Source organism: Serratia sp. Sp408, from assembly GCF_057180665.1.
In genome coordinates this window covers 1,394,038-1,410,806 of the sequence record NZ_JBXUFT010000001.1, presented here as the reverse complement: position 1 = coordinate 1,410,806, position 16,769 = coordinate 1,394,038, and the positions used below count along the sequence as shown (strand labels likewise).

13 protein-coding genes and 1 pseudogene are annotated in these 16,769 nt (G+C 57.9%); 10 read left to right on the top strand and 4 right to left on the bottom strand.

What is annotated here, in order from left to right:
- Window positions 1-13 precede the first annotated feature (13 nt).
- A complete protein-coding gene (locus tag AC2AXP_RS06650) occupies window positions 14-2,401 on the bottom strand; it encodes a glucose/quinate/shikimate family membrane-bound PQQ-dependent dehydrogenase (RefSeq protein ID WP_039992106.1) in 2,388 nt (795 codons plus the stop codon).
- A gap of 539 nt (window positions 2,402-2,940) precedes the next feature.
- Here AC2AXP_RS06650 and AC2AXP_RS06645 point away from each other — a divergent pair.
- The 8 genes from AC2AXP_RS06645 (at window position 2,941) to AC2AXP_RS06610 (ending at window position 11,429) form a co-directional block, all read left to right on the top strand.
- Window positions 2,941-3,381, top strand: a complete 441-nt coding sequence (locus AC2AXP_RS06645) for a DUF2231 domain-containing protein (RefSeq protein WP_273868229.1) — start codon at window positions 2,941-2,943, stop codon at window positions 3,379-3,381.
- Window positions 3,378-4,679 (top strand): PQQ-dependent sugar dehydrogenase, encoded by a 1,302-nt coding sequence (locus tag AC2AXP_RS06640; protein ID WP_198773086.1) that lies wholly within the window; start codon window positions 3,378-3,380, stop codon window positions 4,677-4,679. Before AC2AXP_RS06645 ends, AC2AXP_RS06640 begins: the two co-directional genes overlap by 4 nt.
- A 367-nt stretch (window positions 4,680-5,046) precedes the next feature.
- Window positions 5,047-6,201 (top strand): mandelate racemase family protein, encoded by a 1,155-nt coding sequence (locus AC2AXP_RS06635; RefSeq protein ID WP_039992728.1) that lies wholly within the window; start codon window positions 5,047-5,049, stop codon window positions 6,199-6,201.
- 33 nt (window positions 6,202-6,234) lie between these two features.
- Window positions 6,235-7,866 (top strand): ABC transporter substrate-binding protein, encoded by a 1,632-nt coding sequence (locus AC2AXP_RS06630; RefSeq protein ID WP_273868221.1) that lies wholly within the window; start codon window positions 6,235-6,237, stop codon window positions 7,864-7,866.
- Entirely contained in the window at window positions 7,863-8,900 is a 1,038-nt protein-coding gene (locus AC2AXP_RS06625) for an ABC transporter permease (protein WP_004962979.1), read from the top strand. Before AC2AXP_RS06630 ends, AC2AXP_RS06625 begins: the two co-directional genes overlap by 4 nt.
- Window positions 8,897-9,802 (top strand): ABC transporter permease, encoded by a 906-nt coding sequence (locus AC2AXP_RS06620; protein WP_484381508.1) that lies wholly within the window; start codon window positions 8,897-8,899, stop codon window positions 9,800-9,802. Before AC2AXP_RS06625 ends, AC2AXP_RS06620 begins: the two co-directional genes overlap by 4 nt.
- Window positions 9,774-10,637: an ABC transporter ATP-binding protein gene (locus tag AC2AXP_RS06615; RefSeq protein ID WP_004962984.1), complete on the top strand. Its 864-nt coding sequence runs from the start codon at window positions 9,774-9,776 to the stop codon at window positions 10,635-10,637. Before AC2AXP_RS06620 ends, AC2AXP_RS06615 begins: the two co-directional genes overlap by 29 nt.
- 18 nt (window positions 10,638-10,655) lie before the next feature.
- Window positions 10,656-11,429, top strand: a complete 774-nt coding sequence (locus AC2AXP_RS06610; RefSeq protein WP_039992730.1) for an ABC transporter ATP-binding protein — start codon at window positions 10,656-10,658, stop codon at window positions 11,427-11,429.
- Between the two features lie 34 nt (window positions 11,430-11,463).
- Here AC2AXP_RS06610 and AC2AXP_RS06605 read toward each other — a convergent pair.
- Window positions 11,464-13,028, bottom strand: a pseudogene (locus tag AC2AXP_RS06605) (ATP-binding cassette domain-containing protein).
- Between the two features lie 258 nt (window positions 13,029-13,286).
- Complete coding sequence (locus AC2AXP_RS06600; protein ID WP_039992109.1) at window positions 13,287-14,174, bottom strand: LysR family transcriptional regulator; 888 nt, start codon at window positions 14,172-14,174, stop codon at window positions 13,287-13,289.
- Between the two features lie 104 nt (window positions 14,175-14,278).
- Between AC2AXP_RS06600 and AC2AXP_RS06595 the strand changes: the two genes are divergently transcribed.
- Together AC2AXP_RS06595 and AC2AXP_RS06590 are read left to right on the top strand one after the other, a co-directional pair.
- Entirely contained in the window at window positions 14,279-14,875 is a 597-nt protein-coding gene (locus tag AC2AXP_RS06595; RefSeq protein ID WP_004963005.1) for a short chain dehydrogenase, read from the top strand.
- 101 nt (window positions 14,876-14,976) lie between these two features.
- The gene (locus AC2AXP_RS06590) at window positions 14,977-16,098 is read left to right on the top strand and encodes an ABC transporter substrate-binding protein (RefSeq protein WP_004963007.1); all 1,122 of its coding nucleotides are present in this window, start codon (window positions 14,977-14,979) and stop codon (window positions 16,096-16,098) included.
- A 56-nt stretch (window positions 16,099-16,154) separates the two neighbouring features.
- On the opposite strand, the gene AC2AXP_RS06585 is transcribed toward AC2AXP_RS06590, so the two are convergent.
- Window positions 16,155-16,634: an Hsp20 family protein gene (locus AC2AXP_RS06585; RefSeq protein WP_004963009.1), complete on the bottom strand. Its 480-nt coding sequence runs from the start codon at window positions 16,632-16,634 to the stop codon at window positions 16,155-16,157.
- Between the last annotated feature and the right edge of the window lie 135 nt (window positions 16,635-16,769).

Below are 16,769 nucleotides of genomic sequence, written 5' to 3'. Positions count from 1 at the left end.
TTGATCGCGCGGGTTATTTGGTCGCTTCGTCCGGCAGCGCATAGGCGACGATATAGTCACCCAGCTTGGTACCAAACGAACCGTGGCCACCTGCGGAAATCACCACATACTGTTTGCCGTTGACCTCATAGGTCATTGGCGTTGCCTGGCCACCGGCCGGCAGACGGGCTTCCCACAGTTTGTCACCGTTGCTGACGTTGAACGCGCGCAGGTAGTTGTCGGCGGTAGCACCGATGAAGAAGATGTTACCTGCGGTGGTCACCGGACCGCCGAGCATTGGCATGCCCATTTTGAACGGCAGTGGAATCGGTGAGCTGTCACGTACGGTACCGATGCGTTTTTTCCACACGATCTGATTGGTTTTCAAGTCGACCGCAGAGATGTAGCCCCATGCCGGCTGTTTGCACGGGAAGCCCAACGGTGACAGGAACGGGTTCAACGTCACGCCGTAAGGAATACCGTACTGCGGTTGAATGCCCACTTCCGAACCGCTGCCCTTGGCATTTTCGTCCGGCTCGATCGGGTTGCCCGGACCGCGAGGGATCAGCTTGGAAACGAACGGCAGCGCCATCGGGTTGGCAATTGCCACCTGACGATCGGTATCTACCGCCAGACCGCCCCATTCGAACATCCCCAGGTTACCCGGGAACACCAGCGTGCCCTGCTCGGAAGGCGGGGTAAAGGTGCCTTCATAGCGCAGGCTGTGGAACATCACGCGGCAAACCAGCTGATCGTAGATGGTTGCGCCCCAGGTATCCGCACCGGTCAGTTTCTTTTCTGGACGGAAGGTCAGCTCGGAGAACGGCTGGGTAGGTGACAGGAAATCGCCTTTTGCCGGGCCTTGTGGCACCGGGCGTTCCGGCGCAGGCACCACCAGTTCACCGTTGGTACGGTTCAGTACAAAGATGTTGCCGGTTTTGGTCGGAACGTAAATGACCGGCACTTTTTTGCCATCTTTGTCGGTGATGTCCGCCAGCGTTGGCTGAGCCGGAATGTCCATATCCCACAGGTCATGGTGCACGGTCTGGTAGAACCAGGCCAGCTTACCGGTGCTGGCGTGCAGCGCCAACAGGCCGCTGGCATAACGCTCCATTTCCGGCGTACGGTTGCCGCCCCAGATGTCCGGCGTCGCCACGCCCATTGGCAGATATACCATGTCCAGCTTGGCGTCATACGCTGCCGGTGCCCATGAGTTTGGTGAGTTCGGCACGAAATGGTGTTCGTCGGCCGGGATCTTGTTCGGCTCGGCGCTGCCTGGATCGAACGCCCACAGCAGTTTGCCGCTATTGATGTCAAAACCGCGGATAACGCCAGAAGGCTCACGGTTGGAGTAGTTATCCATTACCGCCCCGGCAATCACGATCACGCTGTCGGTAATCACTGGCGGCGAAGTCGGCTCGTAGTGGCCCGGAGTAGGGTAAGGCATGTTGCTTTGCAGATTCAGTTCGCCGTTGTTGGCAAAGTCTGCACAGCGCTTGCCGGTTTCCGCATCCACCGCGAACAGGCGACCATCGTTCACCGGCAGGATAATGCGACGTGCGCACTGGGCCGGTGGGGTACCTGCGGCATCGGCTTGCGCCGCTGCTGGGGTTTCATGGTAAGACACGCCACGGCAGGTGATGTGCTGGAACGACGAGTCGGACTTCAGCTCGGGATCAAACTGCCACTTCTCTTTGCCGGTCGCGGCATCCAGTGCAAACAGTTTCTGGTGCGCGGTGCACAGATACAGCGTATCGCGGATTTTGATCGGCGTGACTTCGTTGGTGATTTCCGCCGGATCGTTGGCGGTTTTCACGTCGCCGGTGCGGAAGGTCCAGGCTTCTTTCAACTGCGAAACGTTCTTGTCGTTGATCTGCTTCAACGGCGAATAACGGGTGCCTTCCTGTGTACGACCGTAGGCCGGCCAGTCTGCGCCATCAGCCGCCTGATCGACCACCGCCTGGGTTTGCGCGGCGTCGAGCGTGCCGTGGATTTCCTGCGGATCGTTAAACACCGAATACGCCAGTACCGCTACGGTAAACACCAGCACTGCACTGAGTGCGCCATACGCCAGCTTGCCGTTGGCAACCAGCTTGCGGTAAATGAACGGCAGCACCAGCCATAGGCCGAAGAAGAAAGTGACGTCGAGACGCGGCGTCAGTGCCCAGAAGTCGGTGCCGACTTCCCACAGCGCCCAGATGACGGTCGCCAACAGGAATACGGCATACAGCAATAAGGCGGTTGCACGACGACGATAAAGCAACCACGCGGTAATCAGCATCACCAGACCGGCTACGATGTAGTAAATCGAACCGCCCAGTTTTGCCAACCAAATCCCCCCCACTAACAGATATAAGCCGCTCACTACGGCAAATAGCGCTGTTATAAGGATGAGGAACGATGAAGTTCTGTTTTTCTGCATAGAATCAATCCACCCTGAATAAAAAACCTTCAATTTTGAGAATAAGCCAAATCCCAAAAAGCACTCTGTTTTTACCAAACTTTTTTCAACCACGGGCTCAGATTGCCGCCCGTGCATCGGCTTTATGAGCCTTGTCGCCCACAAAGGTGCGCAAGTATGAGACTTATTTCACAGTTATGGTAGTGGCTTTAGTGGTATAGGCACCGGCGTTGAAGCGTTGGTGAGGCCGCTTATCTGCCGGCGAGGCCAGTAATACAGGCGTATTTACGCAAATAACCGACCATGAACTTTTAATGCTATTTTTTTTAACAGACGTATCACATGGCTTATTTATCGCCAATTAACGCGCCTGCCATAGGGCTATTCCACCGCCATAACCATGCCGTTATTGCTTATATTCCGTTGGTTCGGAAAAACCCAGCTTGCTAATTACTTTCAGCATATTTCTTCATATTTACTAATCTATTACAGGCAGGGCAAACGGCGGGTGCGCAGCATGCCGGCCGCAACCTACTTTTGGATGACTTATGGAGACGGACATGAATACGCACAATACCTCAGGATACTCGACGCTGGCCGTCGGGTTGTATGAGCTGTTGAACCCCATTCCGCTTGGCTTTTTTGTTGCGGCCTGGGTGTTTGACATTATCTATCTCAACAGCTTTGTGCTGATGTGGACCCACGCCGCCAGTTGGCTTATCGCCATCGGTTTGGTGATCGCCATCATCCCACGACTGATAAATTTGGTTCAGGTATGGGTTGGACGCCGCGATCCGCAGGGGGCGCCGGTGAAATTGCATTTCTGGCTGAACCTGTTGGCCATTCTGCTGGCCATCTTTAACGCCTTTATTCATAGCCGTGATGCCTATGCCGTGGTGCCGATGGGCGCGATCCTCTCTACCCTGGTGGTGGTTTTGCTGCTGCTGGCCAACCTGCAACTTGCGCTACGCCAGCGCACCGCCAAGGAGCAGCCACTATGAAATACCGTAACCACACCTTGATTGCCGTTTCGCTCGCCGTGCTGTTGGCGGGTTGTGATGATGGCGCCACGCTCGATCCGCAAAAGCAGATTGGCCCAAATCCTGAACTGCCGCAGGCGAAGAACTTTTTGATGCCGCCGATGCAGGTTCCCGAAGGGGTGCCGTGGAAAGCAGGGGAAATGCCGAAGGTCGCCGAGGGGCTGAAGATTGAAAAAATCGCCGACGGATTAATGCATCCACGCCAGGTTTATGTGTTGCCGAATAATGATGTTCTGGTGGCGGAAGCCAACGGGCCGGCTAAACCGACCACCCGACCGAAGCAGTTGATCATGGGCATGGTGCAGCAATCTTCCGGCAAGGGAGGACCGGGCGGCAACCGTATCACGCTGCTGCGCAACGTCAACGGCAGCTGGGAAAAGCACCTGTTCATCGAGCATCTGCATTCGCCGTTTGGCATGCAGCTGATCGGCAACACCCTGTGGGTCGCCAATGCCGATAGCCTGGTGAAGTTCCCTTATCAGGAAGGGCAAACCGAAATCCGCACTGCCGGCGAGGTGGTCACCGAACTGCCGGGCGGGCCGCTCAATCACCATTGGACCAAAGCGCTGCTGGCCAGCCCTGATGGCAGCAAACTGTACGTCGGCGTCGGCTCGAACAGCAACATCACCGAAAACGGCATCGGCGCGGAATACCGCCGCGCGGCGGTACTGGAGGTCGACGCCGCCAACGGCGCCAGCCGCATCTACGCCAGCGGCCTGCGCAATCCAACCGGGCTGCAGTGGGAACCGCAAAGCGGCAAGTTATGGGCAATCGTCAACGAACGTGACGAAATCGGCTCCGATCTGGTGCCGGATTACATGACATCGGTGCAGGAAAACGGCTTTTACGGCTGGCCGTACAGCTATTTTGGCCAACACGTGGATGAGCGCGCCAAACCGCCGCGGCCCGATCTGGTGGCAAAGGCCATCAAGCCGGACTATGCGCTCAGTTCGCACGTCGCACCGCTTGGTCTGCTGTTCTACGGCGGCGATAATATGCCGCAGTATCGCGGCGGGGCGTTTGTCAGCGAACACGGCAGTTGGAACCGCAAGCCGCTGAACGGCTATCAGGTGATGTGGGTCAAGTTCGAAAATGGCCAACCGGTCGGTACGCCAAAACCGGTGGTTACCGGCTTCCTGACTGACGACCAGAAACAGGTACGCGGTCTGCCAGTTGGGCTGGCGATGGATAAGCAGGGCGGCGTACTGATTGCCGACGACGCCGGCAACACCATCTGGCGCATCAGCGCGGCGCAATAATCACGCAGTAACCCGGCTCCCTGTTGGTGCGGGGAGCCGATTTCACTGTTGCTGTCATTCGCCATCCTCGATATACCGTGACCGTGAGTTGCCGCTCACCTTCGTTGTTCCTTTCCTGTCATACCCGCCAAGGTTGCACCCGGTTTGTGAAAACAGTCACAGGCCAATGGGCAGATGCACTAAAAATCACCGACGTTTCGCAGAGTTTGTCTAAGGCCGGAGTGGGTAATTACGCCTACATTAATAAATGAAACGCATTTTTAAAAAAAAGAAAATCGCATTTACCTGTCATGGCGACAGACGCAGCAACGCAGCGATGCAGAGCGCCTCTCAGCGCGCCATGAATTATCCGTTCAAAGGGCCTTTGATGAAAATTGAATCTGTAAACGTCACCGTTTTCCACTATCCCACCCGCCGCGTGGCTGACAGCGCAGGGCATTCGCACCCCGGCGACGAAAGCCTGGCAAAAATGGCGATGCTCACCATCACCGCCGATGACGGCAGCGTCGGCCACGCCTTTGCCCCGCCAGAAGTGGTGCGGCCTTACGTCGTGAACAGCTTTTTCCGTAAGGTGATGGTCGGTCAGGATCCGTTCCATCGGGAACGTATCTGGCAGGCGCTGGCGCAGTGGCAACGCGGCAGCGCCCATCAGTTGACCGAACGCGCGCTGTCGTTTGTCGAACAGGCGTTGTGGGATCTGATCGGCAATGCCTTGCACACCCCGGTCTGGCAACTGCTGGGGGGATATCGCGACAAAGTGCCGGCGTATGGCAGCACCATGTGCGGCGATGAGCTGGCCGGCGGGCTATCGACCCCTGACGAATATGCGCAATTTGCCGAAAAGCTGGTGGCGCGCGGCTATCAGGCCATCAAATTGCACACCTGGATGCCGCCGGTGGCGTTCGCGCCGGATCCGAAGATGGACATCAAAGCCTGTGCCGCGGTGCGTGAAGCGGTGGGGCCAGACATCGCGCTGATGCTGGACGGCTACCATTGGTACAGCCGCAGCGAGGCGCTACTGATCGGCAAGGCATTGGAAAAACTCGATTTTGCCTGGTTTGAAGAACCGATGCAGGAAGAGAGCATGTCTTCCTACGCCTGGTTGGCGCAAAACCTGTCGATCGACGTTATCGGCCCGGAAAGCCTCGGCGGCAAACATCACAGCCGCGCCGACTGGGTAAAGGCCGGCGCCTGCGATATTTTACGCGCCGGTGCCAATGGCGTCGGCGGCATCGCCCCGTGCCTGAAAGTGGCCAATCTGGCGGAGGCCTTCGGCATGGATTGCGAAGTGCATGGCAACGGCGCCGCCAGCCTGGCGGTGGTCGGCGCGATCCGCAACTGCCGCTGGTATGAGCGCGGCCTGTTGCACCCGTTCCTCGACTATGACCAACCGGCGGCCTATCTGAATAGGCTGATCGATCCGATGGACTCGCAGGGCTTTGTGCATTTGCCAAATCGCCCGGGGTTGGGCGAAGACATTAATTTTGCGTATATCGAAGCCAATACCGTCAGCCACGACTGACGCATAATAACGTACCCTACAGGCGATATAGCGATGCAAAGAGTCTCTCTGGCGGGAGCGTACCTGCTTGCGCTCTCTCTCATGCTGGGCAGCGTCACGGCGTGGGCGAAAACCCCCGACGATCAGCTGATCGTCGGCATGAACATGAATAACCTGCTGACGCTCGATCCGGCGGCAATGACCGGTAATGAAGCGCCGGGCATCCTGGTCAATCTTTACGATTCGCTGGTCGAGCTGGATCCACAGCAACTGACCCAGGTGCGGCCGGCACTGGCCAGTTCGTGGGATATCAGCGCCGACGGCCAGGCACTGACGTTTCATCTGCGTGACGGCGTCACTTTTCATTCGGGTAACCCCTTGACCGCGCACGACGTGGTGTGGTCGATGCGCCGCCTGCTGCACCTCAATCTGGCGCAGGCTTCGGTGTGGAAATCCTACGGCTTTAGCCGGCAGAACATCGACCGCCTGGTCAGCGCACCCGACGATCGTACCGTGCATATCAGGTTGCCCAAGGCCAACGATCCTCTGCTGGTGATCTATTCGTTGGCGGCATTGGGCAATCTGGGGGTGCTGGACAGCAAGCTGGTGCAGCAGCATGCACGGCAGGATGACTGGGGCAATCGCTGGTTGACCACCAACGAAGCCGGCTCGGGCCCGTTTATCCTGGAAACCTGGCAAGCCAAAGATGTACTGCGCATGAAGCGCAACCCGCATTACTGGCGCCCCGAGGCAAAGCTGACGCGCGTGGTGCTGCGGCATTTCCAGGAATCGCAGACCTTGCGCCTGATGCTGGCCAAGGGCGATCTGGATATCGCCAATAATATGGCGGTGGCCGACATCAACGCGCTGCGCAAGGATCCGGCGGTAACCGTCGACTCGGTACAGCGCGGCACCATGTACTACGTGGCGATGAGCATGAAAGAAGGGCATTTCGCTAATGCCAAGGTGCGCGAAGCGGTGCGTTATCTGATTGATTACCAGGGGATCAATAAGGCGCTGATGCCAGGCTACGGTGTACTGCACCAACGGCCGATCAAGGCGGGTATGCCGGCCACGCTACCCGATCCCGGCTATCGCCTGGACGTGGCGCGCGCCAAAAAACTGTTGGCGGAAGCAGGCTATCCAGACGGGTTTTCCACCACGCTACGGGTACTGGCCGATCAACCGTTCCTCAACATCGCCATCGCCGTTCAGTCCACGCTGATGCAAGCGGGCATCAACGCGCGCATCATCACCGGCACCGGCAATCAGATTTACGGCGCAATGCGCGAACGCCGTTTCGACATGCTGGTTGGTCGCGGCGGCAGCGGCATGGAGCCGCATCCACACTCTAGCCTGCGGGCGCTGGTCTATAACCCCGATAATCGCGATGCGGCAAAACTGACCAATTTTCAGGGCTGGCGCACCGGTTTCTATGACCCGCAGTTAAACCAGATGATCGACCAGGCGCTGCTGGAACGCGACGCCCAGCGGCAACAGGCAGCCTACCAGGCCATCCAGCTGCGCTACGACCAGTTGATGCCGGCGCTGATCCCGCTGTCGCAAATGGTGGACTCGGTGGTGGTGCGTAACGAGGTACACGGCTATCAGCCGCATCCTTCCGCCACCACCTTACTGCGTGAAGTTTACAAAACGCCGGCATCCGCCGGAGGAGGCAACGGATGATGCTCACTTTGCTGGCACCGGGTTCGCGCACGCGGCGTTTTTCAAAACGGCTGCTGCAAGTATTGATCACCCTGTTCGGACTGTTGGTGCTGACCTTTTTTATCGGCCGCGTCATGCCGGTCGATCCGGTGCTGGCGATCGTCGGCCCGGACGCCGACCAAGGCACCTATGAGCAGGTCTATCGGCAATTAGGGTTCGATCGCTCGCTGTTGACCCAGTTTGGCGTCTACCTCGGCAATCTGCTGCACGGCGATCTGGGCAATGCGCTGCTGACCGGTAAACCGGTCGCCGACGATATTTTGCGGGTGTTCCCGGCGACGCTGGAATTGGCCACGGTGGCGATCGTCATCGGCGCCGGACTGGGCATTCCACTTGGCGTATTGGCGGCGGCACGCCGCAATCGCCCAGCGGATTACATTGTGCGCGTTATCAGTCTGGCGGGCTATTCCACGCCGATTTTCTGGGTCGGCATGATGGGGCTGCTGCTGTTCTATGCTGCGCTCGGCTGGGTTGGCGGCGCAGGGCGGCTCGATCTGGGGCTGGAAGGCCAGGTACCGCATCGCACCGGCATGATCACCGTCGATGCACTGCTGGCGGGTAACGGCACGGTGCTGTTCAACGCACTCAACCATCTGGTGCTGCCAGCCAGCCTGCTGGGGTTCCATTCTCTGGCCTACATTAGCCGCATGACCCGCAGCTTTATGCTGGCGCAGCTGTCACAGGAGTTTGTCATCACCGCTCGCGTCAAGGGGTTAAGCGAATGGCAGGTGATTTGGAACCACGCGTTTCGCAATATCCTGGTGCAGTTGCTGACCGTGGTGGCACTGGCCTACGGCTCGCTATTGGAAGGGGCGGTGCTGATTGAAACGGTATTTTCCTGGCCCGGTTTCGGCTCGTATCTCACCGGCAGTTTGCTGTTGGGGGATATGAATGCGGTGATGGGCTGCGTGTTGCTGGTCGGGGTGATTTTTGTCCTGATCAATCTATTGTCCGACATGCTGTATCAACTGTTCGATCCGAGGACCAAATCATGACGATTTCACTGGAATCGCCGCTCGGCGGCGCAGGCCGCGAATCACGCCAACGCCTGAAGCGCCGTCTGCTGCGCTGCGGCGGGTTTATCAGCCAGATGGCGCGCAACCCGCTGACCGCCATCGGCGGCGGTATTGTACTGCTGCTGCTGATCGTCGCACTGTTTGCGCCGTGGATTGCACCGTACCATCCGCTGATACAAAACCTCGACCAGGCCCTCCGTCCCCCCAGCGCCCGTCACTGGTTCGGTACCGACGAGTTCGGCCGCGACATCTTCAGTCGTTTGGTCTACGGATCGAGGATTACGATTTACATTGTGCTGCTGGTGTCGTTAACCGTAGGTCCGCTGGGCCTGCTGCTGGGCGTCAGCGCCGGCTACTTTGGCGGCAAGGTTGACACCGTGTTGATGCGGGTAACCGATATTTTCATCTCCTTTCCCAGCCTGGTGCTGGCGTTGGCCTTCGTCGCCGCGCTAGGGCCGGGGTTGGAACATGTGGTGATCGCCATTACGCTCACCGCCTGGCCGCCGATAGCACGACTGGCGCGAGCGGAAACGCTCTCGCTGCGACAGGCCGATTTTGTCTCCGCGGTACGCCTGCAAGGAGCGTCGCCGCTGCGGGTGCTGTGGCGCCACATCGTACCGCTGTGCCTGCCGTCGGTGATCATCCGCATTACCATGAATATGGCCGGCATCATTCTCACCGCTGCCGGGCTGGGGTTTCTCGGTCTTGGTGCGCAGCCACCGGAACCGGAATGGGGGGCGATGATTTCCAGCGGTCGCAGCTACATGATGGAGTGCTGGTGGGTGGTGACCATTCCGGGGTTGGCGATCCTGATCAACAGCCTGGCATTCAACTTTTTAGGAGACGGCTTACGTGACATCCTCGACCCTCGCAGCGAATAATCTGCCGCTGCTGGACGTGCGCAATCTGCACGTCGATTTTATCAACGGCAGCCTGGTCACCCAGGCGGTACGCGGCGTTTCCTTCCAGCTTGGCCGGGAAAAGCTGGCGATCGTCGGTGAGTCCGGTTCCGGCAAGTCCACCGTGGGCCGCGCGCTGTTACGCCTGCATCCCAGCAAGGCGCGCGTCAGCGCCGACCGAATGCAGTTCGGCGACCTGGATTTACGCCATCTTTCCGAGGCTGGCATGCGCCAGATCCGCGGCAAACGCATGTCGATGATCATGCAGGATCCAAAGTATTCGCTTAACCCGGTTACCTGCGTCGGCGAACAGATTGCCGAAGCCTGGCTGACGCACCACCCTGGCCAACGCGCACAGGCCAGAACCAAGGTGCTGGAAATGCTGGATGTGGTGCGTATTCGCGAGCCGGAGCGGGTCTACCGGCTGTATCCGCATGAAATTTCAGGGGGGCAAGGGCAGCGAATCATGATCGCCATGATGCTGATCACCGAACCCGAACTGGTGATTGCCGACGAACCCACTTCGGCGCTGGACGTATCGGTGCGTTTGCAGGTGCTGGGATTACTCGACGACCTGGTACAGTCTCGCGGGCTGGGGCTGATTTTTATCAGCCATGACATCAATCTGGTACGCAGTTTCTGTGACCGGGTGCTGGTGATGTATGCCGGGCGCATCGTCGAGTCGCTTGCCGCCGCAGAGCTGCACCGTGCACAACACCCCTATACCCAAGGGTTGATCGACGCATTGCCGGACATGCAACGCCGCCGCGCACGGTTGCCGGTATTGCAGCGTCAGGCCGGTTGGCTGGCTGAATAGGAGAGGCCGATGAAACATATGATAGATGTCAGCCAGTTGAACCTGCTGTTTGGCTCCGGCGACCAACGAACCCAGGTCTTGCATGACGTCAGCTTCGGCGTCAGGGCCGGTGAGATATACGGCCTGGTGGGGGAATCCGGTTCGGGGAAAACCACGGTACTCAAATGCCTGGCCGGGCTGTTCACCCACTGGGACGGCGAATTGACCATCGACGGACAACCGCTGACGCGGCGTATCGAAGCGCAACGCTGCCGCCGGGTACAGATGGTGTTTCAGGATCCTTACGGTTCCCTGCATCCGCGACATACCATCGGCGATATCCTGGAGGAACCGCTACAGATTCACCGCATCGGTCAGCGCGATGCCCGCATCAACACGTTGCTGGATAAGGTCGGCTTGAATCGCGCGTTTCGCCATCGTTATCCACACCAGCTGTCCGGCGGGCAGCGCCAGCGGGTGGCGATTGCCCGCGCATTGATTCTGCAACCTCAGGTGCTGTTGCTGGATGAGCCTACCTCGGCGCTGGATGTGTCGGTGCAGGCGGAAATCCTCAACCTGCTGGCGGATTTGCAGCGCGAGTCCAACCTGACCTATTTGATGGTAACCCATGACTTGGCGGTGATCGCCCATCTGTGCCATCGGGTGGCGGTGATGCAGCACGGCAAAATCGTTGAAACGCTCACCACCGACGCGCTGGTAGGCGGCGCGGCAACCACCGCCTATGCGCAAATGCTGATCAACGCCAGCCAGAGGTACACGCGCGATATGGCGCGCCAGGTGGCTGCCTATTAATCGATGATACGGCCGCCTCCCTGCGGCCGGTCAATCATGCCAATCCCAGCAGCGCAGACAGCCGGGCAATCTGCTGCCGCCATTGGCGTTGCAATGCCGGTTTCTGGTGTTTTGGCCGCCTGGCCAAGTCATCTGCCAGCTTGCTTTCCAGCGCGACAAGTTCGGCCAGTAACCGATCCTGCTGGTCTGGTTCATCCTGCGCTTGCTGTACGTTGAGCGCCGCATGCGCTGGCTGGCAGCGCGGCGGTGTCTCCGCCAAGCGGGCATAGATCGCCGGCAAATCATGCCACTGCTCCAACCGTTGCCGGTCAATCAACCAAAAGCGATTGCAGCTCTGTTCGATCAGGTCGCGATCATGCGACACCATAATCACCGCACCGCAGAAGTTCTGCAACGTTTGCGCCAATTGCTCCTTGCCCTCGATATCCAGATGGTTAGTGGGTTCATCCAATAACAGCAGCGAGTAGTTGGCCAGGGTTAAACCGATGAACAGCAGACGCGAACGTTCACCGCCGCTCAGGGTGCCCACCGTCTGCCGATGGCGTAGGTAAGGGAACCCAGCGTCGATCAGCGCTTTTTTACGCTGTTCGTCGCTTAATGGCGCAAACGGTGCCAGCGCGTCGATTAAACTGTCATCATCACGCAACTGTTGCAGGCGCTGGTCATAGTAACCCACCCGCACGCGAGGGTGGAAAATCACCCCCTCAGTGGCCGCTTCTGGCCGCTGATAGATCTGCCAGAGCAGTTGTAACAGCGACGATTTACCCCCGCCGTTGCGGCCAACCAGTGCAATACGATCGCCACTTTTTACCCATAGCCGATCGAGTGAGAACAACACCGGCGCCTGCGCGGCTGGTCGTACCTGCAACGCTGACAGCGCCAGCAGCCTGTCAGCAGGCAACGCTTCGCCGCGCAGCTCAAGCCGCCATTGACTGCCGACGGTCAGCTGTGTTTGGTCTTCCTTTAGCCGCGTAACCTGTTTTTCCATTTGCTTGGCCTTGCGCGCCAGCTTTTCGTTGTCATATACGCTACCCCACAGCGCCAGCCGTTTGGCGCTGCCAGCCAGTCGGTCGATCTCCTTTTGTTCGCTTTGGCGCCGATTGGCATCCGCGCTGTCCCGTTCTGCCAGCGCCTGTCGCGCCAGGCTGCAGGGCAGGCGGATAAAGCTCAGCGTTTTATCGCGGCGCGCGCCAGCAACAGACGGGTATGCTGGCCGCCGCTCAGCGTACCGGCAGCAAGCGGCCACTGGCGCTCCTCGAACCCGACACTGGCCAGTAACGTTTCCGCTTGCCAGCGCCGAGTTTGCCGTTCGCCAGACGGCAACTGTTCAAGCAGCGCCTCCAACAGCGTGCTGTCGTTCAACTGCGGCGGTAAATGCTGTTCAACCCGCGCCATCAGGCATTGGTTAGCGCGAATGACGCTGCCGCGCGAGGCGGGCAGAACGCCGCCAAGGATGCGCAGCAGGGTGCTTTTGCCACAGCCGTTGTGACCTATCAGGCCAATGCGGTCGCCTTTTTTCAGGCTGAAGGTAATCTCGGTCAGCAGAGGACCGAAGGCGTTATCGTAGCCGACAGATTGGGCGGAAAGTAGTGTGCTCATTGCTTACTCAAGTTTTACGGGCATAAAAATGCCGCTCGTCAAAAAAATCGCTGACGATAACCGGTAAGCCGGAGGGAAGGGCTCAGAGTGTCAGTTAGCTTCGCTCAAGCAGGTTATCGCAGCACGACGCCGCTAACGCTTGAGCAAGAACGATCGCTAAGGACGAGTGAAAGTAAAAACAATTCACAGGTCAGCATAGAAATCCTCCTTAAATAATGTTGGTGAATCAATAGCCGCAGTATAAACAGCCGCTGGCGATTATGCCAGCGCGGCCGGTGCCTGCTCACGCATCCAGTCGATAAAGCTGCGGTGTTTGGCACTGGCGCGCACGTCTTGTCGCCACAGCAGATGAATCGGCCGTGGCGCAGGCAGGGCGTGCTCCAGCAGGCTGATCAACCGCCCTTGGCGAATGTCGTCGGCCAACAACAGTTGCGGTTGCAGAATCAGTCCGGCGCCGGCCAATGCGGCACGCCGCAACGCGTGGCCGTCATTACAGCTAAAAACGGTGTTTTCCGGCCACAGCGGCAGAGAGCCACTACGCCAGGCGTTACGCTTGTTCCACAACGTATTGCGCAAACAGCGGTGTGCCGGCAGATCGGCCATACTCTGCGGCGCCGGATGGCTGGACAGGTAGTCCGCCGAGGCGGCAATCACCATTTTATAGTCGCCAAGGCGCTGGGCGACAAACGGGCTATCGTCCGGCAACTGACCGACACGAATGGCAAAGTCGAACCCTTCGGCGATCGGGTCGACAAAACGATCGCTCAATTCCAGTTCGATATATACCTCAGGATAGCGGAGCTGAAACTCGCTGCACAACGATGCCACCACGCAACTGCCCAGCGTGGTAGGGGCGGAAATGCGCAGACTGCCAGCAGGAAATTGCCGCAGGCTTTCGATGCGTCCTTCGGCGCTGCGCAGGGCGGCCATGACGCCAAGGCTGTCCTGATACCACGTTTTGCCGGCTTCCGTCAGATGCTGTCGCCGCGTATTACGCTGCAGCAAACGGGTATCCAGCAATGTTTCAAGCTGGGCGATCATTTTTCCGACCATTACCGACGAGATGTCCAGCCGCTTGGCCGCTTCGCTGAAGTTGCCGCTCTCGACCACCGCGATAAACACTTCCATACAACGTAATTTATTCATGATTGCTAACTTTTAGTTTGGAATGAGTAAATTTTTTAGCCATTTTTCCGCCAATTCAACTGTATCACTATGTAATCCTGTTTAACGCTAGTGGAGAATAAAAAATGAAGATATTGGTGATTGGTGCCAGCGGCACGCTCGGCAGTGGCATTGTCAGCGCTTTGCAGCACGAGCATGAAATTATTCGCGTCGGCAAGACGCAGGGGGAGTTGCAGGTTGATTTAACGCAGGAAGAGAGCATCAGAGCAATGTTTGCCCGCAGCGGCAAGGTCGATGCGATCGTGGCGGCGACCGGCAGCGTACATTTTGCACCGCTGGCGGAGATGACCAGCACGCAGTTTGTCTCCGGCCTGCAGGACAAATTGATGGGGCAGGTACAGCTGGTATTGATCGGCAAAGACTATCTTAATCCAGGCGGATCGTTCACGCTGACCAGCGGCATTCTGGCGCAACAGCCGATCCGCACCGGTGTCAATGCTAGCGCGGTCAACGCGGCGCTGGAAGGGTTTGTTCTGGCGGCAGCCTGTGAACTCCCGGGGCTGCGGATCAACGTGGTCAGCCCAACGGTATTGAGCGAATCATTGGAAAAATACGGCGCTTTCTTCCCCGGCTTTGACAGCGTGCCGGTAAGCAGGGTGGCCATGGCGTATCGACGCAGCATCGAAGGCATCGACAGCGGAAAAGTCTATCGCGTCTGGTGACGATCGTATTAATTTTTGTGTCTTTTCAAACGCTGCGAGTTAGGCCATATTATCTGCGCTTTTTGAGAAAAAAAATCATTATCATTTAACGGGTGCAAATAATGAAAAGATGGCAACTATTTCTGGGGATGATTGGTATCAGCCTGCTGTTTTCGGCAACTGCTGCACCAATCGTGGTCACTGACGTCAGCGGCCGGCAGGTGACGCTGCCCGGCGAGGCGCAGCGCATCATTTTAGGCGAAGGGCGGCAGATGTATCTGCTCGCAGCGTTTGACACAGAGGAGCCGTTTAAACGGGTGGTCGGTTGGCGCGACGACTTCCATAAGGCGGATTATGACGGCTATAAAGCCTACGAAGACAAATACCCACAGATCAAGAAATTGCCGACTTTTGGCGGGGCCAAAGACGGTACTTTCAACGTTGAACAGGCGCTGACGCTGAAGCCGGATCTGCTGCTGATGAATCTGGAGTCGAAAGCGGCAACCGACGAAGGCGGTTTGATCGCCAAGCTGGAAAAACTCAATATTCCGGTGGTGTTCATCGATTTTCGTGAAAAACCGTTCGAAAACGCCGAGAAAAGCATTCATATCATGGGACAGGTGCTGGGCAAGCCGCAGCGCGCCGAGGAGATTATTCGCTTCCGCCAGCAGCAGATTGACATCGTCACCTCGCGACTGGCGAACTTCACCGGCCACCGCCCACGGGTGATGATCGACCGCGCCGGGGGCTATGACGACGAATGCTGCATGTCGTTCGGCGATGAGAATTTTGGTCGCATGGTGGAAGTGACCGGCGGGCAGAACATCGCCAAGGGGCTGATCCCCGGCACCTTTGGCACGCTCAATCCCGAACAGATCATTGCCAGCAACCCCGAAGTCGTGATCGTCACCGGCGCGAACTGGAAGAACTACAATACCGTGGGCAAATGGGTCGGCGTGGGGCCGGGGGCCGACGTGGACGAGGCAGAGAAACGCCTGCAGGCGCTGATGATGCGGCCGGCATTTAAAACGCTGCCGGTGGCGCACAACGGTAACGTCCATGCCATCTGGCATCAGTTTTATGACAGCCCATATCAGTTTGTCGCCATCCAGGCGATTGCCAAGTGGCTGCACCCGGAACTGTTCAAGGATCTGGATCCGGACGCCACTTTCCGCGAGTTCCATCAAAAGTTCCTGCCGCTGCCGTATAAACCGGGCTACTGGGTTTCATTGCCGGCACAGTGATCGCCAACCGCACCTCAGCCAATATGCACGGGCCCCAAACGGGGCCCGACAGTGGCTTATTGTTGCTTATGCTCCAGGACATTTCCCTCGCTGCCGCTGCTACTGATGGCGATACGCTGCGGTTTTTCCTCTTCGGGAATTTCATACTCCAGATTCAACCGTAGCAAGCCGTTGGACAGATTGGCACTGCCAACCTTAATACGGTTGCTCAGGCTGAAGCTCAGGGTAAAGGCCGATTGCGCAATCCCGCGATGCAACCATTTGATCTGCGCGTCGTCGTCGGATGTCTCACGTTTGCCAGAAATCGTTAACTGGGTATTCTGTACCGCAATATCCAGTTCGCTTTCCTTGAATCCAGGCACGCTGACCGTCAGTTCGTAATGCGTGTCGTCACGTTGAATCAGATTGTAACTTGGCGTATCAGATAACGGGGCATCGCCGGTCAAGCGGCTGAATAAGCGATCCATACGATCAAAGCGATCGGAGAACAGATTGTCAGTGATAGTTGGTATCAGAGAGAAGGGACGATAGGCCATAATATTACCTCCTATATGTCAGGTTTCACTCGATAAAAATGGCGAGTATCATTGCTCACGACGATACTCACTGCTATCAACCCACGATCAATCTGGGGATGTTCGGGAAAATTTCAAGCCCTGTTTCCCCAGCAG